At 41.1% G+C, this 25,588-nt stretch carries 18 protein-coding genes and 1 pseudogene; 15 read left to right on the top strand and 4 right to left on the bottom strand.

The window, feature by feature from the left end:
* The 12 genes and pseudogenes from AC1DQW_RS18500 to AC1DQW_RS18445 all read left to right on the top strand — a co-directional run.
* Positions 1-212 (top strand): annotated as a pseudogene (locus tag AC1DQW_RS18500) (biotin synthase BioB); the annotation flags it as partial.
* Positions 213-318: 106 nt separating this feature from the next.
* Positions 319-846: a VOC family protein gene (locus AC1DQW_RS18495; protein ID WP_477455434.1), complete on the top strand. Its 528-nt coding sequence runs from the start codon at positions 319-321 to the stop codon at positions 844-846.
* Positions 847-1,042: 196 nt separating this feature from the next.
* Positions 1,043-1,609, top strand: a complete 567-nt coding sequence (locus AC1DQW_RS18490) for an RNA polymerase sigma factor (protein ID WP_477455433.1) — start codon at positions 1,043-1,045, stop codon at positions 1,607-1,609.
* A 197-nt stretch (positions 1,610-1,806) separates the two neighbouring features.
* Entirely contained in the window at positions 1,807-2,778 is a 972-nt protein-coding gene (locus AC1DQW_RS18485) for a FecR family protein (protein ID WP_477455432.1), read from the top strand.
* Between the two features lie 168 nt (positions 2,779-2,946).
* On the top strand, positions 2,947-6,348 hold the full coding sequence (locus AC1DQW_RS18480) for a SusC/RagA family TonB-linked outer membrane protein (RefSeq protein WP_477455431.1): 3,402 nt from the start codon (positions 2,947-2,949) through the stop codon (positions 6,346-6,348).
* A gap of 33 nt (positions 6,349-6,381) precedes the next feature.
* Entirely contained in the window at positions 6,382-6,837 is a 456-nt protein-coding gene (locus AC1DQW_RS18475) for a RidA family protein (RefSeq protein ID WP_477455430.1), read from the top strand.
* A 24-nt stretch (positions 6,838-6,861) separates the two neighbouring features.
* The gene (locus AC1DQW_RS18470; RefSeq protein ID WP_477455429.1) at positions 6,862-8,070 is read left to right on the top strand and encodes an aminotransferase class V-fold PLP-dependent enzyme; all 1,209 of its coding nucleotides are present in this window, start codon (positions 6,862-6,864) and stop codon (positions 8,068-8,070) included.
* 103 nt (positions 8,071-8,173) lie between these two features.
* Positions 8,174-9,451, top strand: coding sequence for an amidohydrolase/deacetylase family metallohydrolase (locus AC1DQW_RS18465; RefSeq protein ID WP_477455428.1), 1,278 nt, complete (start codon positions 8,174-8,176; stop codon positions 9,449-9,451).
* 23 nt (positions 9,452-9,474) lie between these two features.
* Positions 9,475-10,395, top strand: a complete 921-nt coding sequence (locus tag AC1DQW_RS18460) for an RraA family protein (RefSeq protein WP_477455427.1) — start codon at positions 9,475-9,477, stop codon at positions 10,393-10,395.
* Positions 10,396-10,433: 38 nt separating this feature from the next.
* Complete coding sequence (locus AC1DQW_RS18455) at positions 10,434-11,597, top strand: bile acid:sodium symporter family protein (RefSeq protein ID WP_477455426.1); 1,164 nt, start codon at positions 10,434-10,436, stop codon at positions 11,595-11,597.
* A gap of 72 nt (positions 11,598-11,669) precedes the next feature.
* On the top strand, positions 11,670-12,656 hold the full coding sequence (locus tag AC1DQW_RS18450) for a 3-keto-disaccharide hydrolase (RefSeq protein WP_477455425.1): 987 nt from the start codon (positions 11,670-11,672) through the stop codon (positions 12,654-12,656).
* Positions 12,657-13,173: 517 nt separating this feature from the next.
* Positions 13,174-13,674 carry a hypothetical protein gene (locus AC1DQW_RS18445; RefSeq protein ID WP_477455424.1) on the top strand — a complete coding sequence of 167 codons (501 nt, stop codon included), beginning with the start codon at positions 13,174-13,176 and terminating at the stop codon, positions 13,672-13,674.
* A gap of 170 nt (positions 13,675-13,844) precedes the next feature.
* Here AC1DQW_RS18445 and AC1DQW_RS18440 read toward each other — a convergent pair whose 3' ends face one another.
* From AC1DQW_RS18440 to AC1DQW_RS18425, 4 genes are all read right to left on the bottom strand, one after another.
* On the bottom strand, positions 13,845-14,234 hold the full coding sequence (locus AC1DQW_RS18440) for a nuclear transport factor 2 family protein (RefSeq protein WP_477455423.1): 390 nt from the start codon (positions 14,232-14,234) through the stop codon (positions 13,845-13,847).
* Between the two features lie 69 nt (positions 14,235-14,303).
* Positions 14,304-15,143 carry an MBL fold metallo-hydrolase gene (locus AC1DQW_RS18435; protein ID WP_477455422.1) on the bottom strand — a complete coding sequence of 280 codons (840 nt, stop codon included), beginning with the start codon at positions 15,141-15,143 and terminating at the stop codon, positions 14,304-14,306.
* Between the two features lie 135 nt (positions 15,144-15,278).
* On the bottom strand, positions 15,279-15,860 hold the full coding sequence (locus tag AC1DQW_RS18430; RefSeq protein WP_477455421.1) for a Crp/Fnr family transcriptional regulator: 582 nt from the start codon (positions 15,858-15,860) through the stop codon (positions 15,279-15,281).
* A gap of 198 nt (positions 15,861-16,058) precedes the next feature.
* The gene (locus AC1DQW_RS18425) at positions 16,059-16,949 is read right to left on the bottom strand and encodes an AraC family transcriptional regulator (RefSeq protein ID WP_477455420.1); all 891 of its coding nucleotides are present in this window, start codon (positions 16,947-16,949) and stop codon (positions 16,059-16,061) included.
* 522 nt (positions 16,950-17,471) lie between these two features.
* Here AC1DQW_RS18425 and AC1DQW_RS18420 point away from each other — a divergent pair.
* From AC1DQW_RS18420 to AC1DQW_RS18410, 3 genes are all read left to right on the top strand, one after another.
* The gene (locus tag AC1DQW_RS18420) at positions 17,472-18,815 is read left to right on the top strand and encodes a sugar porter family MFS transporter (RefSeq protein WP_477455419.1); all 1,344 of its coding nucleotides are present in this window, start codon (positions 17,472-17,474) and stop codon (positions 18,813-18,815) included.
* 12 nt (positions 18,816-18,827) lie between these two features.
* Complete coding sequence (locus AC1DQW_RS18415) at positions 18,828-22,172, top strand: DUF5107 domain-containing protein (protein ID WP_477455418.1); 3,345 nt, start codon at positions 18,828-18,830, stop codon at positions 22,170-22,172.
* Positions 22,173-22,461: 289 nt separating this feature from the next.
* The gene (locus AC1DQW_RS18410) at positions 22,462-25,578 is read left to right on the top strand and encodes a SusC/RagA family TonB-linked outer membrane protein (protein ID WP_477455417.1); all 3,117 of its coding nucleotides are present in this window, start codon (positions 22,462-22,464) and stop codon (positions 25,576-25,578) included.
* Positions 25,579-25,588 lie beyond the last annotated feature (10 nt).

The raw sequence follows: 25,588 nt of genomic DNA, 5'->3' as shown, positions 1-25,588 counted from the left end.
GTCGTACCGAAATGACTGTTGTTGAGCAGGCATTTTGCTTTATGGCGGGTGCTAATTCAATTTTTGCTGGGGAGAAGCTCTTAACCACTCCAAATCCGTCATTTGATAGCGATATGGCTATGTTTGAATTGCTCGGCCTGTCGCCGCGTAAAGCTTTCAAAAATGGGCGCCCGAACGAAGTGAAAGAAATGGAAAAGGATACTGTCTCCTAATTAAAAAGGAAATGACATCAAATAATTTGATGAATTTTCCGGCCTACAACTATCCTGATGATTGCCAATGTGGCCTTTTGATATATGATTTAGATAACAATAAAATGTGGCACAAGAACCCCATTGCCACATTTTATTGAACAGTAGAAATAACCAGGTAAACTTTTTATCTTTATTCAACTTCAGTTCAGGGCCGGGGCGTTTTTCTGACTATCGCCGCAATCGTTTAGCTCTGCAGTGGTTGCCAACGATTAAAATCAAAACAATGGAACATAAAGCCATATCAATTCGACCATTTATCGGAGCCGAGAATTTTGAGCTGTCACGGAGTTTTTACCGGGACCTGGGATTTGAAGAAAGTATTTTGGCTCATAATATGTCCTATTTCAAAACGAATGGCTTAGGGTTTTATTTACAGGACGCTTACGTGCGGGATTGGGTAGACAATTCAATGATTTTTTTAGAAGTTGAAGACGTTGGACGGTATTGGAATGAACTTTTGGCTTTGGATCTTACATCTAAATATAAACGCGTAAAACTAACGCCAATTCGACAATATGATTGGGGACGAGAATGTTTTATGCATGACCCATCCGGAATCCTATGGCATTTTGGGGAATTTTTTAAGCAGTGAAAACCAACTATTATCCGGATTTGCTGTGATATCTGTGATGATTTCGGGATATAAAAAAGCCTAAACCCATCTAAATTAATGCAACATTATCAACAGGTTAAATATTTTATAATGATTTGTTGAAATGAATAAAACCTTCATTATATTAGGTAAAATTTTTATTATTTTAACATAATATGAAGCTGTTGCCGATTTAATGAAAAAGGATATCCCGAAAACAGAGCCAGAGTTTGAATTTCGCCGGATATTTGAGGAATATAAACGTCAGGTTTATACGCAGGTTTATGCTATTGCAAAATCGCAATATGCGGCAGAGGAAATTACCCAGGAAATATTTATCAAAATTTGGCAGAGTCGCGAATTACTTAGCAGTATAAAAAATCTGGATGGATATATCTATACCATCGTTCGTAATTATTCATTAAATTATTTAAGAAAAGCCGCGAGTGATCTGCGACTTATCAACCATTTAATGAAAACTGCAGTCCCCGGTTATAACAACACTGAATCAACAGTGCAGCTATCCGAATACAAAAAACTTATACATACAGCAGTCAGCCAGTTATCGCCGCAACGCCGATTGGTTTACGAATTGAGTAAGGATAACGATTTGAGTTACGACGATATCGCTTCTCAATTAAATTTATCAAAACACACCGTAAAAAACCATTTGCTCTCCGCATTGGCTTCGATAAGAGGTTATCTTACCCAAAATGGTATTGATCCAACCATTATTCTTATCTTAATGTTTATCAAGCTATAATTTCTCAAAAAAGTTAATGTTTTTAAACATGGTTTGTTTTATTTATTGCCGTGAAGGTAATTGTTAATGCTATATTCTGTATTTTGCTGGTTGTGTAAAACAACATTTTTTTAACATTCTGTTAAAAAAAATAAAATTTTTATTTGCATTAGTCTGTTTGTGATTTTCCTGTGTCTTTAATGTAATTGCACAATTAAATGGATCACAAACAAAGAATATCATATCTGTTAAACCAATACATCAATAATGCTTGCACCCGGCAAGAATTTGATGAGTTAATGTCTGAAATTAAAACTTCCCAAAACCTGATCGATTTTGATAAGGTTCTAAAAAAACATTGGGCAAAATCGGTTCATGCCACCGACGAACATAGCGTAAACTGGGATGGTATTTATGAAAACATCAAAGAGAAAACCCAAAAGCGTTATAATGCCGGAAGGATGTTTAAATATGCCGCATGCCTTGCTTTCATATTCCTTGTATGTACTATAAGTGTATACAAGTATAAGAAAGTTGTCATTGGCGCAAAATATTTAACCGCTTATTCGTTGCCTGCAAAAACAAAGGTAATAACATTAGCCGATGGCACCCGTGTTACCTTAAACGCGAACAGTGATTTGCGTTATCCGCAAAAATTTAATGCTACTACAAGAGAGGTTTACTTAAAAGGCGAGGCTTATTTTGAGGTAGTTCACGATGATAAAAAACCATTTATTGTTTATTCGGGCACACTAAAAACACAGGTCTTAGGCACATCATTCACGATTAGCGCTTATGATGAGCGGCGACCTATAAAAGTGACCGTTTTAACCGGTAAGGTGGGCCTGGTTGATCAAAGCAACAAAGCGCATGTTATACTTAACCCCGGGCTTTGTGCCACCACTGATCAAACAAACCAAAACTTCATAATAAGCCATATTGCCGACCCGACAGATGCTATTGCATGGCTGGATGATAAGCTGACGTTCGAGAACGCTACGCTGGCCGATGTGGCAGATGCTTTAAGCAATAAATATGCAGTCAACATTAAAGTATCAAATCATCAGTTGGCTACACAACGTATCACGGCGATATTTCAAAACCAAACCCTGCCTGATATTCTAAATGGTATTACCAGGCTTACGCACTCTAAATACCACGTTAGCAAAAATGTTTATACCCTATTTTAATAACTAAGCTGAATGATAAACCTTAAAACTAATTGCCTATAGATATCATAACAATAACATAAAAAGGTTGAGTGTGATTGCAGCACACCCAACCTCATCAAGCTTAAGCTTAAACAGTTCATAGTTTTCCGTAAGGGCATTTAATCACTAAAAATTCTCATCAAGTATATGACAAAAAGATCTTTGTCCTCTAACAGGCTGCGTAAGGCTGTAAGCAGGATAGTCATTGTCACGGGGTTTTTAGTCATTTGCTGCCTCAAAACCAATGCGGTAAATCGCATTACCCCGGATTTGGATACTCCTATATCGCTGAAAGTGAAAAACATGTCAGTTAAAAACGTATTAAAAAAAATCAACAAAACGATTAAGTTGAGTTTTGTTTTCAGTAACGAAATAATTACCGATCAAACAGTAACTATCGAGGTTAAAAATGAAAAACTGGGTTTGGTATTATCAAAGATATTAAATCCGCTGGGCATGGAGTATTCGCTATCGGGCAATATGATCCTGATAGAAAAAAAACAGTTCAGTCCTGCCGGGCGCCTAAAAACAACGCCTGTGCAGGTAACGGGCAGGGTAACAGATAATGCCGGTGCTGTACAAAGTGCTACAGTAAAGGTTAAAGGCACTGCGATTGCAACCAGCACTGATACCAATGGTAAATACAGCATTAACATTCCTGATGAAAACGCGGTTCTTATATTTTCATCTTTAGGGTATTTAACACAGGAAATTGTAGCTGGTGACCACAAAATTGCCGATATAAAATTCCAGGAAGAAACCAGCGAACTGAACGAGGTTGTGATAACAGCACTTGGTATCTCGCGTCAGCGAAAAGCTTTGGCCTATTCTGTTACAGAAGTAAAAGGCGATGAATTTATCCAGGCACGGGAAAACAATGTGGCTAATGCGCTTACCGGTAAAGTTGCAGGTGTAAATGCCACCGGCTTATCCACAGGGCCTGGCGGATCAAGCCGGGTGATTATTCGTGGTAATGGCGCGCTATCAGGCGACAATCAGCCTTTGTATGTAGTTAACGGAATGCCGCTGGAAAACTCGGTACCAGGTGGCAGCGCGACGACAAACGGCAGCGCAGGTAATGTTGACAGAGGTGACGGCATAAGCGGCATTAACCCGGATGATATTGAGTCTATCAGCGTACTTAAAGGAGGTACGGCAGCGGCACTTTATGGCGCAAGGGCCGCTAATGGTGTTATACTTATAGCCACTAAAAAAGGACATGTACAAAAAGGTACCGGTATTGATTATAATTCGTCTTTTACTCTGGAAACGCCCGCCGTCTTTCCCAACTGGCAGTATGAATATGGCCAGGGCGATAATGGTGTGAAACCAACAACACAGAACGAAGCTATCCAGACGGGGCGCCGGTCTTTTGGAGCAAAAATTGATGAGTCTTCCTATGTTGCCGCAGATGGATTAACCCACCCTTACAGTGCGCAGAAGGATAACATTCAAAACTTCTATCAAACAGGTACCACTTTTACCAACACTTTGGCTTTCACCGGCGGCACAGAAGCAATCAGCTACCGTTTTTCTGTGGCAGACCTATATAGTAAAAGTGTGCTTCCTAATACAAACTATGATCGCAAAACCGCTAATCTTAGCATTAACGGTAAATTGGGTAAACATATTAATCTCGAAACCTTAGTACAATATAATATTGAAAATGCAAATAACAGACCGACAGCTGGTGATGCTTTAGGTAACCCCAACTGGACACCATATATGATTGCCAATACCACAGATATTAGGTGGTTAAAGCCGGGCTATAATGCAAGCGGCAATGAGGTTGCCTGGAACGATGCCGCCATTGCAACTAACAGTTATTTCGTAACCAATAGGTTTAAAGAAAATGATAACAAAAACCGGGTCATTGGCCAGGCTGGCGTTACAATTGGGATCGGTAAAAACCTTTCATTAAAAGGTGTTGTAAGCCGCGACTTTTATTATTATAACTATAAATATATTCTGCCAACCGGTACATTATATGTTCCAAACGGGCAGTACAGCGAACTGAAAGTTGATGCTTCTGAAACTAACGGACTATTAATGCTTAACTATAACGGCAAGGTAACCCGGAATTTTGGTTTAACAAGTTTTGTTGGTGGTAACCAGCAACGTTCCGCTTACAATGAAAGCAACATTGCGGGCAGCAATTACATAATACCTTATTTCTACAGCTCAACTAATCTTTCAACCATTTCAACTACACCCACTAATAACAAAATGGCTATAAATTCATTAATGGGTTCGGCAGACATCAGTTTTAAGAATTTTGCGTACTTAACAGTTACCGGCCGTCAGGATTGGTTTTCTACCTTGAGCCTCAAAAACAATAGTCTTTTCTATCCTTCAGCGGGCCTTAGTTTTATTCTTTCTGAGGCATTTAAATTACCCGAAGTGATCAATTATGCTAAGTTCAGAGTTTCGTATGCGCAGGTAGGCGGCGGTGCACCAAGCCCATATCAAATTAACCAGGCTTTTACTATGCCACCAAGTTCGAGACAGCCGTTGCAAACTGTTTCCAGTACAACTATTACCAATTCTAAGCTTCGCCCTTATACATCAACTACAACCGAAACAGGAGTTGAAGCGCGTTTATTTAACAGCCGTTTAAGTTTTGACATTACCTTATATAATCGAAAAACCACTAATGATATCGTTTCTACAGCCATATCCGGTACCAGCGGCTACAGCAACGTGATCTTAAATGTAGGTGAACTAAGCAATAAAGGCATTGAGCTATTGTTAAACGGTACTCCTGTCAAATCTAAAGACTTTAGCTGGAGTGCCAGCTATAACTTTGCCTATAACAAAAACGAAGTTGTAAGACTGGCCCAGGGACTCGACCAGCTCCAGATGGCAGCCTCTGTTAATGGTTGGGCTTACATCAATAACATCGCCGGCCAATCATACGGTTCAATAGTAGGCACGCGCATTCTCAAAAATGCTAATGGTCAAACAGTATTCAATACTACTACTGGCCTACCTGTCGCAACCGGGTTGCAAACTTTGGGCAGGGGAGTTCCCCCGGTAACTATGGGTTTCTTTAGTGATTTTCGTTACAAAAAATTTTCTTTAAATATCCTGGTCGATGGAAAATTTGGCAACAAAATCTTTTCATTGATGGAGGTTTATGGTACCCGTTTAGGTTTAATGAAAACTACATTACCAGGAAGGGAAAGCGGTTTGCAGTTAAGTGGTGTTGACCAGGCCGGCAATCCATATTCAAGAACGGTACCTGTGTCAAATCTGCGGAGCTACTACGATAACTACAAATCTTACTCTGAGCTTTTTTTGCACGATGGTGGTTTTGTAAAACTTCGTCAGCTGATATTAACCTACAACATTACGGCTGATTTGCTGAAAGCCGTAAATATACAGAATGCTTCAATCTCGTTTGTTGCGCGTAATCTATTCACCATCTATAAACAGACAAGCAATTTTGATCCGGAGTCGGGCTTTACGAATGGATCAGGCCAGGGTTTTGAATCTTTTGGGTTGCCAAGAACAAGAAGCTACGGATTAAATCTAATGGTCAAATTTTAATATTATCAACAAACTTAAAATAACATAACAACAATGGAAAGAAGATCAATCTTAAAAAAATTGCTGGCTTCGTTAGCCGGAATTTCGGTATTTGGTTTCGCAAAAGCTGGTATTGCAAAAAGCGACGAAAAAGAGGTCAATAACATTACCAAACACCAGGATGTGCCCCTGTTTTCAGGTTCTACCAAATTGGGCAATATGGTTTTTGTAGCTGGCAAGGGTGCTCACGTTGAGCCATTTGAGATAAAAGCCCATACCGAAATTGTATTAAAGGAACTTGAAAATGAGCTTAAAAAAGCAGGCTCATCAATGGAAAAGGTATTAAAAGTAACCGTGTTCCTGAATGATATTGCTGATTACCAGGGTATGAACGAGGTTTATAAAGGCCGTTTTGGTAAAAATCCACCGGTACGTACTACCGTAGCTGTAGCAAAGGGTGGTGTTCCGGGTAATTCGTTGGTTGAAATGGATTGTATCGCATATATATAGTATCATTAAATTATACGGATTTATATGAAACGTAGAGATATACTAAAAGGCCTTACCTTATTACCATTAACCAGTGGATTTGTAGCCAAAGCTGCTACTTTAAATGCTACTCCGACGTCAACAGCACCCCCTAAACGGGATTTTTTTAAAGAGCTTGGTGTTACCCCCGTTATTAATGCCGGGGTAACCATGACCTTTTTATCAGGTTCATTGATGCTGCCGGAGGTATTGGAGGCTATTAATTCAACATCGCATGATTTTGCCAACATGTATGAGTTGCAAGACAAGGTAGGAGCGAGGATTGCTGAAATGCTTCATGTTGAAGCAGCTATGGTAACATCCGGAGCTTCGTGTGCTATACTTTTAGGTACAGCAGCAGCTATAACGGGTACTGATAAGGATAAAATTAAGCAACTGCCCAATCTGCCAGGCCCCAGACCTGAAGTTATTATGCAGAAAACACACCGATACCTATTTGATCAGGCAGTAAGCACCACCGGGGCAAAAATCATTGAGGTAGAAGGCCCGGAGGCCATGGAAAACGCAATAAACAGCAATACGGTGATGGCTTTATTTTTTAACGCCGCCGAAAAAAGCAGCATTACGCATGAGCAGTTTTTACAAATTGCAAAAAAACACAGCGTCACTACGTTTTTAGATGCGGCGGCAGACGTACCACCGGTGGAGAACCTGTTTAAATTTCAAAAAAAGGGATTTGATCTGGTTACTTTTTCAGGAGGTAAAATGATTCACGGACCGCAAAGTGCAGGCATACTATTCGGACGTAAAGATCTCATAACTGCCGCCCGGCTTAATCACAGTCCTAATGAAGCACCGATAGGCCGTCCGATGAAGGTGAATAAAGAGGAAATGTTTGGGATGTATGCGGCCCTAAAAGCGTACCTCGAAAAAGATCACCGTAAAGAGTGGGATGACTGGCTGCAACGCGCCAAGCATATTGGTAACCAGTTAGAAACTATTTCAACCGTAAAAAGTAAAATAGTTGTTGACCCGGGACCGGCCAATGCCTTTCCGAGCTTACACGTTACCTGGGATAAAATCAAAATAAAAACAAACCCGAAAGATGTGCTGGCTGCCTTAAAAAGCGGCACGCCAAGCATAGTTGCCAACGGGGATAATGACACGCTGGTTATTGGTGTAGTATTGTTACGGCCCGACCAGGTAGATGTAGTTGCCAGCCGGGTTAAGGTTATTTTACAACAGGCGGTTTAAGCTGATTAACCTCAGTTATTGCTTTACAGAACAGAGATTCCTGCTCTGACAGGATAAATATAGCCTTAAGTTTCCTGCATTATTAAAGTTAAATAATTTTAAAATGAAAAAATATATACTCTTAATGATAGCGGCCATGGGCTCGACTATTATGGTTTTAAAGGCACAGACCTATAACATAGTAATTAAAGGAGGGCATGTAATAGATCCGAAAAATAACATCGATACCGATATGGATATAGCTATAAAGGACGGTAAAATTGTGCTGGTTGTAAAAAACATTGACCCCACCCAGGGCCTGCAGGTTGTTGACGCTACCGGCTTATATGTTACACCAGGGCTGATTGATATACATACCCATAATTTTTTTGGTACCGAACCAGATCACCAGTATGAAAACGGCAACCAGGCTTTGCCTCCTGATGGTTTCACCTTTCGCAATGGAGTTACTACGGTAGTTGATGCAGGCAGTTCGGGTTGGCGTACTTTCCCCACATTTAAGGCACAAACAATTGATCAATCGCAAACAAGGGTACTGGCTTTCATAAACATTGTGGGCGAAGGCATGCGTGGTGTGTATGAGCAAAACTCAAACGATATGGATGCTAAAATGTCTGCGTTATTGGCTCGCCGTTATCGAAATTACGTTGTGGGGTTTAAAGTTGCACATTATGAAGGCCATGAATGGGTTGCTGTTGATCGTGCCGTTGAAGCAGGGAATATGGCTGGCGGTTTGCCGGTTATGATTGATTTTGGTGGCAGTAATCCGCCGTTATCTATCCAGGAACTGTTTACACAGCATTTACGCCCCGGTGATATTTTTACACATTGTTTCGGGCAGTTTGATGACAGAGAGTATATTGTTGATCTGAAAGCGCAAAAAATAAAACCCTTTGTGTGGGAAGCGCGCAAACGGGGTATTTATTTCGATGTTGGTTATGGTGGTATCAGTTTTACTTTTTCCCAGGCCATACCAGCCGCAAAAGACGGCTTTTTCCCAAATTCGATTAGTACGGATATACATTCGGGAAGCATGAACAATGCAATGAAGGATATGCTAACTACCATGTCTAAATTTCTTAATATAGGTATGACGATATACGATGTAATACAAGCCACTACTTCAAACCCGGCAAAAGAAATTAAACACGAAGAGCTGGGAAACCTTTCTGTCGGCTCAGATGCTGATGTTGCCATTTTGAATGTTCGTAAAGGTAAATTTGGGTTGTTTGACTATACCGGCTACAAGATTGTTGCCGATAAGAAGTTAGAATGCGAAATAACTATTCGCGCCGGGAAAATAATGTATGATTTAAATGGTATTGCTATGCCCATAGTGCCGCCAAAAATAGCTGCAAAGTCAATTGCAAGAGTTCAGTAACCAATTTTAATATATATAACCAAATGAGAAGTGTTTTAAAAATTTGCTTGTCAATATTGCTGTTTTATACAAGTAGTACTGCGCAAACGATATCAAAAGAGCAACTTGTATTTTATACGTCGGAGTGGAAGGGGGAGCGTTTTGATGATGGCCGCCCCAAAATACCGGATGATCTACTTGCACGTGCCAAAAACATTGGCATTGAAGAAGCCTGGACTGTATTGCGAAATGAAGGTTACAATAACCAGTTTGAAAGCGGCTGGAAAATGGTGAACGATGACATTCCAGTAGTTGGCCGTGCCGTAACAGCGATGTTTATGCCCAGTCGGCCCGACGTAGAAAAAAACATTAAAGAACGAGGTATTAAGCAAGGCAGAAAGGGTAACACCAATGCATGGCCTATTGATTTACTACAAAAAGGTGATGTTTACGTAGCCGACGGTTTTGGAAAAATAAAAGGAGGAACATTAATAGGCGACAATTTGGGTAACTCAATATTCAGTAAATCAGGTAACGGAGTGATCTTCGATGGCTCGGCGCGGGATCTTCAGGGTTTAAAAAGCATCCCGGGCTTCAATGCGTTCGTTCGCGATTTCGATCCGTCCTACCTGGAAGAGATGGTACTAATGGGCCTTAATACCCCCATAAGAATAGGACACGCCATTGTGATGCCAGGCGATCTGGTCATTTCCGAAAAAGAAGGTGTGCTGTTTATACCTGCTCACCTGGCAGAAAAGGTCATCGCCACCGCCGAATTTATAGCGCTGCGGGACGAATTTGGACATGCTATGCTTAAATCCGGCACATATAGTACAGGCGAAATTGACAGCCAGTGGACAACGCCCATCAAGGATGCATTTTTGAAATGGCTTAACCAAAGCCCCAATAAAGTAAAAATGACACGCGCGCAGTTAGAAGCGTTCATGGAAAAAAGGACCTGGTAGATATATAACTAAACTGTAAAGAATTGAATAGTTTCAACATGTATAAAATTATAGCAGGATTATCTGTGATATGCCTGCTTATTTCGGTCGCCTGCTTTTACCGCGGAGGTATAGAACAGGCCGGACCGTTCGTCATCGCTTTTTTTATAACACTGGCAATTTCGTTTCGGGGATTTACGCTGCTAAAAGGCTTCTCTTATACACTTATCATATTTGCCGCGGTTACTACCGCTTTATATTATCCGCAGTATTTTATTCAGATAAACGGCTTCACACTGGCTATGCTCATTACACCGCTTATTCAGCTTATCATGTTTGGCATGGGCACATCTATGAGTATTAAAGATTTTGCAGGCGTAATAAAAATGCCTAAAGGTGTATTTATTGGCGTATTCAGCCATTTTCTGATCATGCCGGCATTGGGATTCACATTAGCCAAACTAAGTGGTTTTCCACCCGAAATTGCGGCAGGTGTAATTCTTATCGGCTGTTCGCCAAATGGCATGGCGTCAAATGTTATTTCGTACCTGGCAAAAGCCAACCTGGCTTTATCCATTACTATAACGGCCGTTTCTACCATGCTTGCGCCATTTTTTACACCGCTATTGATGAAATTGCTTGGCGGTACTTTCATTAAAATAGATATGTTAAAAATGATGTGGGATATTACCAAAATGGTGATATTACCAATTGGAGCAGGTATTCTGTTTAATAAGTACCTGCTTAAAAGAGCAAAGTGGCTGGAGAGTGTTATGCCGATGGTATCAATGTTCGGTATTGCATTTATTATTGTGATCATTACTGCTGCCGGGCGAAGCAGCCTGCTCAACATTGGTTTCATGCTGGTTTTACTGGTATTAATTCATAATCTTATGGGCTATACCCTGGGTTACTGGGCTGGCCGGCTATTTAAAATGGATGAGCGCGATTGTCGAACAATGGCAATAGAGGTTGGTATGCAAAATGGGGGGCTGGCATCTGGTTTGGCTAAAGAGATGGGTAAAGTTGCAACCGTTGGTTTAGCCCCGGCCGTATTTGGACCTTTAATGAACATTACGGGCTCTTTACTGGCCAATTACTGGCATCGTAAACTGATGAAGGTGCTTTCAGAAAATAGCGGGATACCACCTGGTTCGTCAGGCGTGGAGGGATATGCCATAGAAAATACCCATCAGGCAAATTTTTTGGATAAAGAAGAATAAAAAAACTACCTTTCAACCTGTCATCGCAAGTGTATATGAAAGTTTGAAACCATAAATTGTTAAAAATAAAATATGAAAAACTTACCAATGTTAGGCAATAAGTCAATTTGCCATTTTTTTAAGATACAAATTATCCTGTGTTTATTTGTTTTTACGGCATTTAAAGCATCCGCCGGCGAAACAGAACCAAAGAAAGACCCCGATGTGATTGGTAGGTGGAATATCACGATCACCAAAGCAGGTAAAAATTTGCCTTCCTGGCTGGAGGTGCAGAAATCCGGTACACATACGCTGATCGGTCGTTTTGTATATGCTTTTGGAAGTGCACGACCTATTTCAGAGGTTAAACCTGATAATGGTAAATACAGCTTTTCTATTCCTCCGCAATGGGAAGAAGGGAACCGAAACATGGATTTTCAATTTGAAGTTAGCGGCGATAAACTAAAAGGCACCATGGTTTATACCGATGGCCTTACCTATGAATTTACAGGCGTGCGTGCGCCATTGCTTATTAGATCTAAAAGCCCGGTTTGGGGTGCACCGGTGAAATTGTTTAACGGAAAAAATGTTAAGGGCTGGCATGCAGATGGCAAGAATCAATGGATAGCGGAAGGTGGTATTTTGAGGAGCCCGCATTCGGGAGCCAACCTTATAACTGATAAAACTTTTACCGATTTTAAACTTCATATTGAATTTAGGTACCCGCAGGGAAGCAACAGCGGCGTTTACCTGCGGGGCAGGTATGAGTTGCAGATCATCGATACAAAAAGCGGCGACCCTGAGCCTATCAACAACCAGTTCAGCTCAATCTATGGCTTCCTGCCGCCCAGTAAAATGATGGCGAAAAATCCGGGAGAGTGGCAGTATTACGATATTACTCTGGTTGGCAGAATGGTAACTATTATAGCTAACGGAAAAACGGTAATATGCGACCAGGTAATCCCCGGTATAACCGGCGGGGCAATAAACAGCATGGAAGGAGAACCAGGCCCAATTTTGATCCAGGGGGATCATGGGCCGATTGATTATAGAAATATTGTTATAACTCCCGCCAAATAAGAGAGAACGTGAAGAAACAACAACGCCTTCCTGAAAATCAGGAGGGCGTTATACTTATTGAAATACCAGGATCGAACCATTTATCAAAGATTTGGAGGGTTGGCTGCTCTATCTGACAAAATGAGTCGATTTCGGTATATATCAAAGCTCATAAGAAAGCAACCTTTCTCTCTGATTTTAAAACGTCAGGAATTTGACTGCTATAGAATATCTTTCTGCATGATGCATAAAGAATCATTTTCCGACGTCAAATCAGGGCCTTTAAATCGATAGGCATACAATTATTCACAGATGTTTTCCCGGAGAATTATGGTCATGCAAAAGCAGGATTTTGTGTGATAAAAACTGATAAACCCGTAAACAATTAATTTTTCAAAATGTTAAAAAAGTAAGAAGGTATTCTATTATTCCGCTTTCATTTATCATCCGATACTTCCATTCATTTCAACCGTTTTTAATACGCTGATTTTGAATAAATAGATATATAACTAATGTGTGGCAATTAAATTTAATTAACATGAAAAGTGGAAAAGTAGCCATCTTAATGATTGGCATGGTGGTAGCGGGTATAAGTGTAAGCGCACAAAGCAAAAAAGAAAGAATTGAACTGTTAACGCGAAAAGCGGATAGTCTTGAAAAAATATTGGTCGTCAAGAATGAAAGTTTGGTTCAGTTACAAGTAAAATTAGCAAGGATGGAAGGTGCAACAGATGCCCATAATGAAGTAATTAAGCGGCTTGAAAATAAGGCAGACAGTTTAAAAGAGGTGCTTATTGCAAGGAATATAACCATTGAAAGCCAGACAGCTAAGATAACACAATTAACTACGGATATTAATGGATTACAGGCTCAGCAAAAAGAATGGACAAGTAAAAATGAAGCATTAACTTTAGAGGTTAACTCACTGAAACCAAAATCGGGAGATGTCGGGATAGTTCTTAAGGATACCAAACCAGCAGATCCTGTGAAAGAGGAAATAAAAACCGGTACTAAGCCAGAGGCAGTAGTCAAAAACTAACCATGAACTATGTATTTACGGGTAACCGGTATTTGCTTTGGGGATATCAGTTCGATATAAATTGAAATTGGGAAGTCGGTTTTAAACCAACTTCCCAATTAAATATGGCATTCCTTAGCCCGGGTAATTTATCAAATACTCAAAAGCAATTAAAGCAGCGCATACGCTTATTACTTTATGGAGTTGTTTACAGACTGGCTATCAACAAATTGCTCAAAGCTGGTAATCTTCCCGTCTTTCAATTTCCAAACGTGTGCTGCCCTCGCCTCAAAATACTTACCAGTGGCTTTATTGCTACCCGTGTAAGTGCCATAGGCAACCACCTTATCATCGCCGGCGACATAGTCTTCAGGTGTAAATTTATAATCTATCCATTCGCTGCCTAAACGGTAAAATACATTTCTGGTAATTTCTTCTAAACCAATGTAAGTACCGGCATAGGGAAAGCCCTTAGCTTCTGTCCAGGTGACGCTTTCTGCCACATATTTAGCCAGGTTTTTGCCGTTTTCTTCAGAAGTTTTACCCTCGTATGTGCTCCTTACTATCTCTAAATTTGTCATTTTGTTTTTTTTTAAAAGAACAACCTGGCAACGCGATAAACATTGCCAGGCTGAATAGGACTGATAATTTTACCATTTCATTTCGCCTGTGTTTACTTTTGCACCTATTTGCAAGGCGATGTCAAAAGTAAGCGCAGGATATTTTGCCTTTAAAGTGGCTATCAAGGCGGCCGATGTTTTGTTGGTTTTCAAAACCTCTTCGTAGAATTGGATATAATTTTTTGTATGCTTTACAGCGCTAAGATCGAATGCGCTTTCAGATTTGGCGTGAGCCGGAACTACAATTGTTGGCTGCAACGCCTCAATTTTATCTAAAACGCTGATCCATTCTTTACGGGCTTCCGCTGTTTGCGCATCAGCCATCCAAAGATGAAAAGTTGTTCCAAATACATTGATACCACCAATCACAGCTTTTATGGAAGGTATCCAGACAAAAGTTTTAGCCGGAAATGCCTCTAAACCGATGATCTCTAATTTCTGGCCTTCCAGGTCAATGCTGTTTCCTTTTAGAACCTGCGGTAAAACAACGTTTGAAGTAACTTTATTACCCAATTGCCCGCCCCAAACATCTAATTTCTTTTGAGCCGTTGCTTTAATGTGCTCCACTGTTGCTGGTGAAGCATAAGCTGTAACTTCCGGAAAATATTTTTTGAATACTTCCAATCCGAAATAAAAATCAGGGTCGCCATAAGAAACATAAATAGCGGTTAATTTTTTACCTGAATTTTTGATTTCCTGGGCTACCTTCTCAGCGTCTGCCAGGGTAAATTGTGCGTCGATCAAAACCACATCGGTTTTTCCTGATACGATGATCGAAGCTACACCAAAGCTATTTTCTGATGCGTTGTAAACCTGTAGTTTAAGATTGTTTGCTTCAATAGTTTTGAAACTTTGTGCGTGTACGTCCATTTTGAATAAGTTTAAGATGATTAAAAAAGCTGCTGAAATAACCGGTTTCATTTTTTGTTGTTTTTAATGACGATGCAAAGATGCGGTCATCAAATACCTAAAAAGGTTGAACAAGTTCAATAAATGAAGTTCAATCTATCTTTTACGGGCAATTTTATTTCTTATTTTACTCAAAAATTCGTGACTGATGCCCAGGTAAGCTGCAATCTGAAGATTAGAAAGTCGTTGATAGAGGAGGGGATATCTTTCTATAAAGTCAGCATAGCGTTGATCAGCGGTTTTACCTAAATTATCTATCATTCTTCTTTGTAGAGCAACGTGGGTTTTTTGGGTCATTATCCGGAATAACTTTTCTATTTTGGGTAAATTAGCATAGGCAAATTCCTTGTCTTTTTTTGAAATTAAAAGTACCTCACTGTCTTCAATTGCTTCAATAAAAAGCTGTGACGGTCTTTCATTATTAAAGCTGTCAATATCCGTGATCCACCAGTTTTCTATGGCAAAATAAAGAATCTGCTCTGCTGCGTTTTTGTCAATATGATACACCCGGAATATGCCTTTGGTAACAAAGCCTTCAAACCTGCAAACTTCGCCCGCGCTTAAAAGCATTTGTTTTTTGCTGACTTTCTTCAATTCAAACAGCCCCGTAAAGCTGGAAAGTTCTGCCTCAGTTAGATGGACATGTTGTTCAATATTTTCGCGTAGCAATTGGTACATAGTAAATAATCAGGTAAACTTTAAAGATCAGGGTGTATATAAATAAAAGCTATGTTGAGAAATATCCTGTTTGTTCCGGCAAGTTAATGATTAGCACTGAATGAGCAGGGCATTAATTGCTTACTTAAATGGAATAGATAAGTATGGTACAACACACTTTATTTTATTGGCTGTGGTTGTTTCTTATTTGAGTTCGTATTATTTTGCTGAATATCTAGTTTCACGATACTCCTTAGGGCCATAACCCATGGTTTTCGTAAAAAGCCTCGAAAAATAAAATGGGTCTTCTATTCCTATTTTAAATGCTATTTCCCGAATTCTTAATTTCGTAAACTGCAAATACTGGCAGGCCTTTTGAATTTTCAGGTGGTTAAAGTATTCAATGGGGGGAAATCCTGTTTTTTTTCTGAAAATAGCCGAATAATGACTGTTAGACAGGTTTACCGATGCTGCCAATTCAGATAATGTCAATGACTTTTCGAGATTATTCTGCATAAAAAAAATTGACTTCTCAAACATATCGGTATTGTGTTCTGATAGCTTGGTTTTGTATTTGTCGCTATAAATAAATGAGCTCAAAAATTGCAATAGCAGCAAATTGATATAAGTCAGATTCTCCACGCTGTAACCTTGCTCAAGATAAGTATAAAGCTGTTCAAAAAGAGCGATTCGCTCCTGGACAAATTCAACGCTGTATTTGTAGCTTTCTCCTTTTGCATAGAACCATTTAACCAAGGCATCTGCCTGGTCTCCCTTAAAGTGGCACCAATAAATGGTCCAGGGAGTTTTTTCATTGGTTTCATACGAATGTGAGATGCCATGGGGAATAATAATAAAGTCGCCCGGGACGATTGTATGCTTTACTGATTTTATAGTTACTATTCCGTTTCCTTCCACACAATAGATAAGAATATTTTGTTCTGCCCCTTGTGCTCGTTTCCGCAGGTGGAATTTTGCTTTGGGATAATAGCCGATATCAGTGATATAGGCACCTTTGATAATTTCATTAGAAAAGCAGAATCTATTTAAAATTGATCTGGGAATAACTATCGCTTTTTGCCCGTCAAACCCTTCTTTTTTATAATTCATATAAGTTTTTATAACTGGTTAGTACTGCTGTTTTTTAATGGGGGAGTAACAGGTTATCTCACAATTCTATTATGCATTAATAAACGTAAAAATTTTAAATGTGATTTGGAATTAATTTCAATGTGATAATAATATAGTCCATATAAAACCTAATTGCGTCCATATTACCAGGCTGTTTTATTTCCGAAAATTACAAACGATTTATTCACCGAAGAAACGCTTATGTAAAAGATCAACTTCTTTTGTCGCTGGCTGTATTGTTGGCTTGCTGCATTGTGGCCTGTGATAGTGCCTACTCAACAATAACCCCGTGCCTTGTAAATGCCATGTGAAACGCGGGATTATATCAGTCTTAATATGAAGGTCCACGGCAGAAAATTGGTCTTATTGGAGTACTACTTTTAATTGTCCATTTTTTTACAAAATCCGTTCCACTAACTTAGATAAATATAAACGTTCTGCTTTTTTAACTAAATAAAAGTCGACATATTACAAACAACCAATTTTAAATCCTTTATCGGAATGCAAATAGCAACTGAAAAATTTAACCACTATTATATTATTTCCATATCATTCATCTCGGCGCTTGGGGGGTACCTTTTTGGTTTTGATTTCGCCGTGATCTCCGGTGCCTTGCCTTTTTTAAAGTCACAGTTYGCGCTGACCGCTTTAGGGGAAGGGTTTTTAACCGGGTCGCTTGCACTTGGATGTATGGTAGGGAGTGTTGCGGCGGGCAGGATCGCTGACCGGTATGGCAGACGTCCGGGTTTAATGGTGGCGGCTTCGATCTTTGCACTCTCTTCGTTGGCGATGTCGTTAGCGGGAAACCTGTCTGTTTTTATCCTTTTTCGATTTGGTGCAGGCATTGGGGTGGGCATGTCTTCGATGTTAAGCCCGCTTTATATATCTGAAATTTCACCAGCCGCTGTCAGGGGCAGAAACGTTGCACTTAATCAGTTAACTATTGTTTTGGGGATACTGATAACTAACCTTGTTAATTATACACTGGCGGATAAAGGACCGGAAGCCTGGAGGTGGATGTTCGGGCTTGGGGTGGTCCCATCCCTGCTTTTTCTGCTTGGTGTTATTTTTTTGCCGGAAAGCCCCCGGTGGCAACTAAGCAAAGGGCACAAGGCAGATGCTCTCAAAACACTTTGCAAAATTGGGTCAGCAACTGCAGCCGATAGGATCATCGAAGATCTTGAAAAAAATCTGCCAGCCGAACCGGCCAGTTACCGCAGCGTATTTGCGAAAGCCGTACGACCAGCTGTTTTAGTTGGTGTAACACTTGCAGTTTTCCAGCAGTTTTGCGGAATCAATGTTGTATTTAATTACACCTCTACTATTTTTAAATCTATAGGTGCCAACCTGGATCGCCAGCTTTGGGAAACGGTAATTATTGGCGTGGTGAATACGTTATTTACTTTATTAGCCATGTGGCAGGTTGACCGCTTAGGACGAAAACCCCTGATCATGTTTGGCTCATTGGGGCTTTCCGTTATTTATCTCATGTTAGCGTTTGCACTCGGTCACCAGGCTTCTGCCGGATGGATATCTTCGCTGGTGCTGCTGGCCATTGCGGTTTATGCCACTTCACTGGCCCCGGTTACCTGGGTGATCATCTCGGAAATATTTCCGAACCATATCAGGGGGGCGGCCTCGTCATTTGCCATACTATGCCTATGGGGCGCGTACTTTATACTTGTTCTTACTTTCCCCCTGCTGGCTGAAGCACTTGGAACTTACGGACCTTTTTACCTCTATGCAGTAATCTGCTTTTTGGGGTTCGTGTTCATCAAAATAAAAGTGAAAGAAACCAAAGGGCAAAGCCTGGAACAATTGGAATCAAATTTTGCAGCACATTAACATATGAAACTTATGACAGTTAAAGCCTGGATAGAAAAAGTGAATATCCCGACCTATGGGACTGGGGAGCCCGATAAAAACCCTATGTTTTTTGAAAAAAGAATTTACCAGGGTAGCAGCGGGGTTGTGTATCCGAACCCTGTGATCGAGAAAATATCCGACGAAAAAGAAGATCGGGAATACACAGCGGTTTTCATCGAAAATACCTTCCTGAAAATAATGATCCTGCCAGAATTAGGTGGAAGGGTTCAGATGGCTTATGATAAGATTAAAGAGCGGCATTTCATTTACTATAATCAAGTGATTAAGCCTGCTCTCGTTGGGCTTTGCGGTCCATGGATATCCGGTGGGATAGAATTCAATTGGCCGCAGCATCATCGTCCGAGTACTTTCGAAGCCGTAGACTGTAATATTGAAGAGAATTCCGACGGCAGTGTTACTGTTTGGGTAAATGAACTGGAAAAAATGTTCCACACCAAAGGGATGGCCGGGTTTACGCTTCACCCTGATCACGCCTACCTGGAGATCAAAGCAAGGTTATCTAATCCCACAGCTTTACCACAAACTTTCCTTTGGTGGGCCAACCCTGCGGTAAAGGTTAACGACTATTACCAGTCAGTGTTTCCCCCGGATGTTAACGCAGTTTTTGATCACGGCAAGCGGGATGTGTCCACATTTCCTATCGCCACGGGCACTTATTACAAGGTCGACTATAGTCCGGGTACGGATATTTCAATGTATAAGAACATTCCTGTACCGACCTCCTACATGGCTGTCAACTCCGCATACGATTTTGTAGGGGGGTATGAGCATGATAGCAAAGCAGGTATGCTGCATATTGCAGATCATCATGTTTCTCCTGGTAAGAAGCAATGGACATGGGGTAACGGAGATTTTGGCATCGCCTGGGATCGTAATCTTACCGATGAAGATGGCCCATATATTGAACTAATGACAGGTGTTTACACGGATAATCAACCCGATTTTACCTGGTTAATGCCGTTTGAAGAAAAGTCCTTTACGCAATACTTTCTTCCTTACCGTGAACTGGGGATTATCAAAAATGCAACCAAAGATATACTGCTTAGCCTTCAAGTTAATCAGAATGAACTTGCTATGAAGGTTTTTGCGACGTCGGTGTGTAAAGGTGTCCATATCAAAGTGTTTATGGGGACAGATTTGTTGCTTGAGGACATTGCTGATATAGACCCCTATGAAATTTATGATCGCACGTTGAAAACCCTCGATCGTTTAGAAGAAAACAAGGTTTCTGTCAGCATAACCGATATAAATGGAAAAGAATTGTTGCGCTATAAGGGTAAGCAGGAGCGTAAAGAAATCCCGCAGGCGGCAGCTCCTGCAAAATCTCCGGCCGACTTAGACAACGCAGAACAATTGTTCCTGACAGGGCAGCACCTGGAGCAATACCGACATGCAACCTTCGATCCTGTTCCTTATTACGAAAAAGCATTGCAGCTGGATCCTGGCGACATTCGTAATAATAACGCGCTTGGTGTGTGGTATCTCAGGCGCGGGATGTTCGAAAAAAGTGAAGCTTTCTTTCGCCAGGCCATCAAAACCTTAACCGCCAGAAATCCCAATCCTTACGATGGTGAACCCTATTTTAACCTGGGACTTAGCTTAAAATACCTTGGTTGTGCAGAAGACGCCTATGAAGCATTTTTTAAAGCCGCGTGGAACAGCGCCTGGCAGGATTCAGCTTACTATTTTATAGCGCAGCTCGATTTGCTAAAAGGGGATTATGACAGGGCGCTTGAGCACATTAACTGGTCAATTGACAGGAATGCCCGGAATGGCAAAGCCTATCTGATCAAAATCCACGCACTTAAAAAAATGGGGAAACTTGCTGAAGCGCTTTCCGTTGCACAAAGTGCTATTGAGCGCGACGGCTTTAATTTTGGGGCTCTTTACGAATTATATTCGTGCTACCTGGAACTTGGACAGGAAGAAAAAGCCATGCAAGCCCTGAGTCTGCTAAGGTCCCGGAGCCGCTGTACTGCGCATAATCTGACTGAATGCGCTATTGACTTTATTGATCAGGGTTGTTACAAAGATGCGGCAGCTATCTTATTACTGGCAAATAACGAGGAGTTGGATACGCCGCTCATTAATTATTACCTGGCCTATATCTATCACAAGTTAGGTGACTGGCACGTTTGTGCTAACTATTTAACGGTCGCGGCCGGAGCCAATCCTGGATATTGTTTTCCCAACCGTCTGGATGATATCATCGTGTTAAAAAGCGCTATAACACTTAACCCGCTCGATAGCAAGGCCCTGTATTATCTGGGAAATCTGTATTTTGATAAACGTCAGTACCAGGATGCAATTAGTTTTTGGAATCAATCCTACCAAATCGAAAGCGAGTTTCCAACTGTCAACAGGAACCTTGGAATTGCGCTGTTTAATAAATCCGGGGATAAAGACAAGGCGCTCTTTCATTTCAAAAAAGCATTCTCCCTTGATAGAAATGATGCGAGAGTGCTAATGGAGCTGGATCAGCTTTATAAACGTCTTAATTACAAACCTAAAGAACGGCTTGACTTTTTACAAACAAATCTGGAAACTGCAACGCTGAGAGATGACGTTTACCTGGAAATAGCAGCAATTCACAATTTTCTGGGTGATTTTGAAACCGCATATGATATGCTGATAAGCCGTAAATTCCATCCCTGGGAAGGCGGTGAAGGTAAAGTGGCTGCTCAATACACCTTCAGCCTGGTGGAAAAGGCTAAACTATTGATTTTGAAAGGGGATTTCGCGAAGGCTATTGAATTACTCACCGAAGCGCTGACCTATCCTGTTAACCTGGGCGAAGGAAAATTGCCGGGAACGCGTGACAACGATATTTATTTTTGGCTGGGCAGCGCTTACCAGGCTTTAGGGGATGAGGAAAGAGCTAACAGGTCATGGGAATTGGCGGCAATTGGGGACGAGGAGCCGAGTGCAGCTATATTTTATAATGATTCGCCGGCGGATAAGATATTTTATCAGGGATTGGCCCTTCAAAAAACCGGAGACAGTCTGCGTGCCGACAATATTTTTAATAAGTTGATTAAATACGGACAACAACATATCGACGATGAAATTAAGATTGACTACTTCGCCGTTTCACTTCCGGATCTGATGGTTTTTGATGGAGATTTGAACTACCGAAACCGGATTCATTGTCTTTATCTACAGGGACTCGGTCAATTGGGTTTGAATCACAAGCAAGAAAGTATTACCCTGTTTCAGCAGGTACTCGAAATGGATACGATGCATCTTGGCGCGAAAACCCATCTCGATTTAGCGTCCCGTCATCAACTGTTGTCAAACAGTCGTTTGAAAGTTTAAAAAAGGAATTTGGGTTCAATAATTGGTTTATTTAATGTAAAACGGGAGTGATCCCGTTTTTTTATTTTAGGAGTTTTGGCTTGCAGATTTGACGCGATCCCGAGGCATTCCAGGTGTATTTTAAAAGAAAATCTTGCCGGAAGGTTTAGCTCCCATACGCTCAACCAGAAATGGACCTGAAAAAAAATCACAATCAGAATATAGTCCAGCTTTTGCAAGAGATAGTCTATACTAAGGGTATTAACTAACCTTAGTTTTGTTCGACCATTTTAATCCTAAATAGTAAAATATGAAAAGAAGATCTACACAAATTTCGGTGTTGCTCCTGTTCTTATGTAACCTGGCTTTCTCTCAAACCAGGTTGATCAAAGGACGGGTGACGGATAACACCAATCAAGCCCTTATAGGAGTAAGTATTACCCTGAAAGGCTCCAATGGCGGAACAGTTTCTGATGCTGCCGGCACTTTTAAGTTAAATGCGAAGACTGGAGATGTCCTTGTGTTTAGCTATATCGGTTTTACCCGAAAAGAAGTGCCCGTAGGCGATTCGGAACAATACGACGTAAAGCTAACTCCATCCGATAATATGCTTAATGAAACCGTAGTTATCGGCTACCAAACCATTACCCGCAAAAGTGTAACTACAGCGGTTTCGTCGGTAAGTACCAAAGATATTGCGCCAACAACCACCAGCAATGTTGCAGATGCCTTACAAGGAAAGGTACCGGGGTTGCAGGTTTTCCAGGGCGGTGGATATCCCGGTGTGCAACCCAAATTATTAATTAGGGGTTTTGCTACCATTACCGGCTCAAGCGACCCCTTGATCGTCGTGGATGGTGTAATAACCTCTTTTGGCAGTCTAAACGATATTAACCCTTCTGACATCGATAAGGTGGACGTATTGAAGGATGCCGCGGCAACTGCGATTTATGGCTCCAGGGGAGGCGAGGGCGTATTACTGATCACAACCAAAAGGGGAAAAGACAAAGCTCAGATCAACTTCAACGGTACTTCTGGTATGAGCCATTGGGTTAATCCTAACCTGGCCCAAACTGACGAATACGTAAGCTTTTATAAACAAGTGTATGCAAATAATAACCAGACATTACCTCCGGCCGGAGCGGTGAGCAATATTAACACAGACTGGTGGAAAGCGTCGATAAAAAATGCTTATACACATAATTATAATGTAAGTGCCTCGGGGGCTAAGAATGGGCTTTCATTTTACGGCAGCGCAGGCTATTTTGATCAGACCACGAATTTTAATGCGCAACGTGGTACCGGCGATTACCAAAAAATTACAACGAGGTTCAATATCGACTATGAAATATCTAAAGTGTTTAAAATCGGCGTAAACCTGGCACCTCGGTTCGAGACTTATGGCAATGGCGGCGGAACAAGTCTGTTCAATGTGATGTCAATTGCACCAAACGTGGCGGTCAGCAAGTCTGCGGCTCAAACGCAATCCGATGTCGCCGCTTATGCTTCTTCTAATCCAAGCTGGAACTCTACAGCATATAATCCGGCATACAGCCAGTTTACCAGGTCAAATTTCAACAACATCAATAATCCTGTTGCCGCAATGGCCCGTGATTTCAATAACTTCAAGCAATTCGGCACCCAAGGATCAACATACCTGGAGATCAAACCCATAAAAGGCCTGACCTTTAAGACGAGCCTTTCTGGATTTTATAATTCGCTGAATCAAACCAACTATAATCCTAAGTATTTCATCGATCCGCAGGATAGGAACGATAAATCGGGTGTTTCTCAAAATACGGTGGTTAACTATCGCTGGCAAATTGATAATACCATCAATTATATCGGGGCAATCGGTAAGCACCATTATAACATCCTTGCAGGCCAATCGGCTGATAGCTACACCTACAATAATACATATGTCTTCCGTCAGGACATTCCTTATGATGCAGAACCCTACCGGTATATTTCGGCAGGCGCTACACTTGCAGACGGCAGCGGCATGCACCAGCCGGGTGCAGGCCCTTTTGGTAAGATGAACTCTTATTTTTCAAGGGTTTCCTATGATTTTAATGAGACTTACTATCTAACCGGTTCATTCAGGGCAGACGGATCGTCGCTGCTATCTCCCAAAAACCGCTGGGGCTATTTTCCTACAGTTTCGGGTGCTTATGTGATTTCGAATGAGTCATTTATGAAGAATGTAAAGTGGCTCAACTATTTAAAACTGAGAGCTTCTTACGGTCGTGTAGGTGGTAACCTGCCCGGCGGACCTGGTGCTTACGAAAGTACGTTGGGGCTTTCTGACTATATAAATGGAGACAGAAGCAGGATTTATGGCTATGTTCCCGCCAATGTGCCAGACCCTGATATCAAATGGGAAACCACACAGGACGTGACCATTGGTTTAGATGCAGATTTTTTCAACAACAAGCTGTCTGTATCCGCTGATAAATACTGGCGGTCACCCAAAGACATGTTGTTATACCTCCCTGTACAGCCTTCGCTGGGTTATCCTCAAGGCTATATCCCTACTATTTATACTAATGTGGGCAGTATCAGAACCAGTGGCTATGAGGTTGCTATAAACTATAAAGACAATATCGGCAAATTATCATACGGTATAGGATTAACCCTGCAGCATTTTCTCTCCAAAGCGGTTGACCTGAAGGGCCAGGTGCTTTATGATGAGATATCTAATGATGTATTTCAGTCAACCAGGAGAACTAAAACTGCAGCTGGTGATATCCTTGGTGGCTATTATGGATACCAGGTAATGGGCGTTTTCCAAACTGCGCAGGATGTACAGAATTATGAGGGTGCTGATGGTACCGTATTGCAGCCAAATGCAAGGCCGGGCGATTTCATGTATAAAAATGTTAATGGCGATAATAAAATTGACCTGAATGACAGGACATCAATCGGGAACCCTTATCCTAAAATATCTACAGGCTTAACCCTGCAAGCTGCCTACCAGGGCTTTGATATCCGCGCGGAGTTTTATGGTTCCTTCGGCAACAAGATTGCCGATGACTACCTTGTACGGATGAATCCTATTTATAATTACAATTTTATAAGTGGCAGCGAGAAAAAGTTTTGGAGTGGGCCGGGAAGTACTAACAGCTACCCAATATTAAGCCTTTCAGATCCAAATGGTAATTTTTCAAACAACTCCAGCTTTTTTATAAAAGATGGAAGTTATGTGAGGAACAAACTGCTGCAACTGGGATATACAGTACCAACCAAAGCGCTTGGCGGTGTTGCCAAAGTACGGGTTTACATTTCTGCACAGAATCTTTTCACTATCACAAAATATGACGGATTAAATCCGGAAGTTCCTTTTGGCGGAGTGCTGCGTTACGGAATTGATAACGGGCAGAATCCTATCCCTAAATTTTTCAATGTCGGATTTAACGCAAACTTTTAACATTCAGCAA

The sequence above is a fragment of the Mucilaginibacter sp. P5_A4 genome (assembly GCF_056400605.1).
The sequence above is the reverse complement of the archived record's forward strand: the minus strand, read 5'-3'. Positions and strand labels throughout refer to the sequence as shown.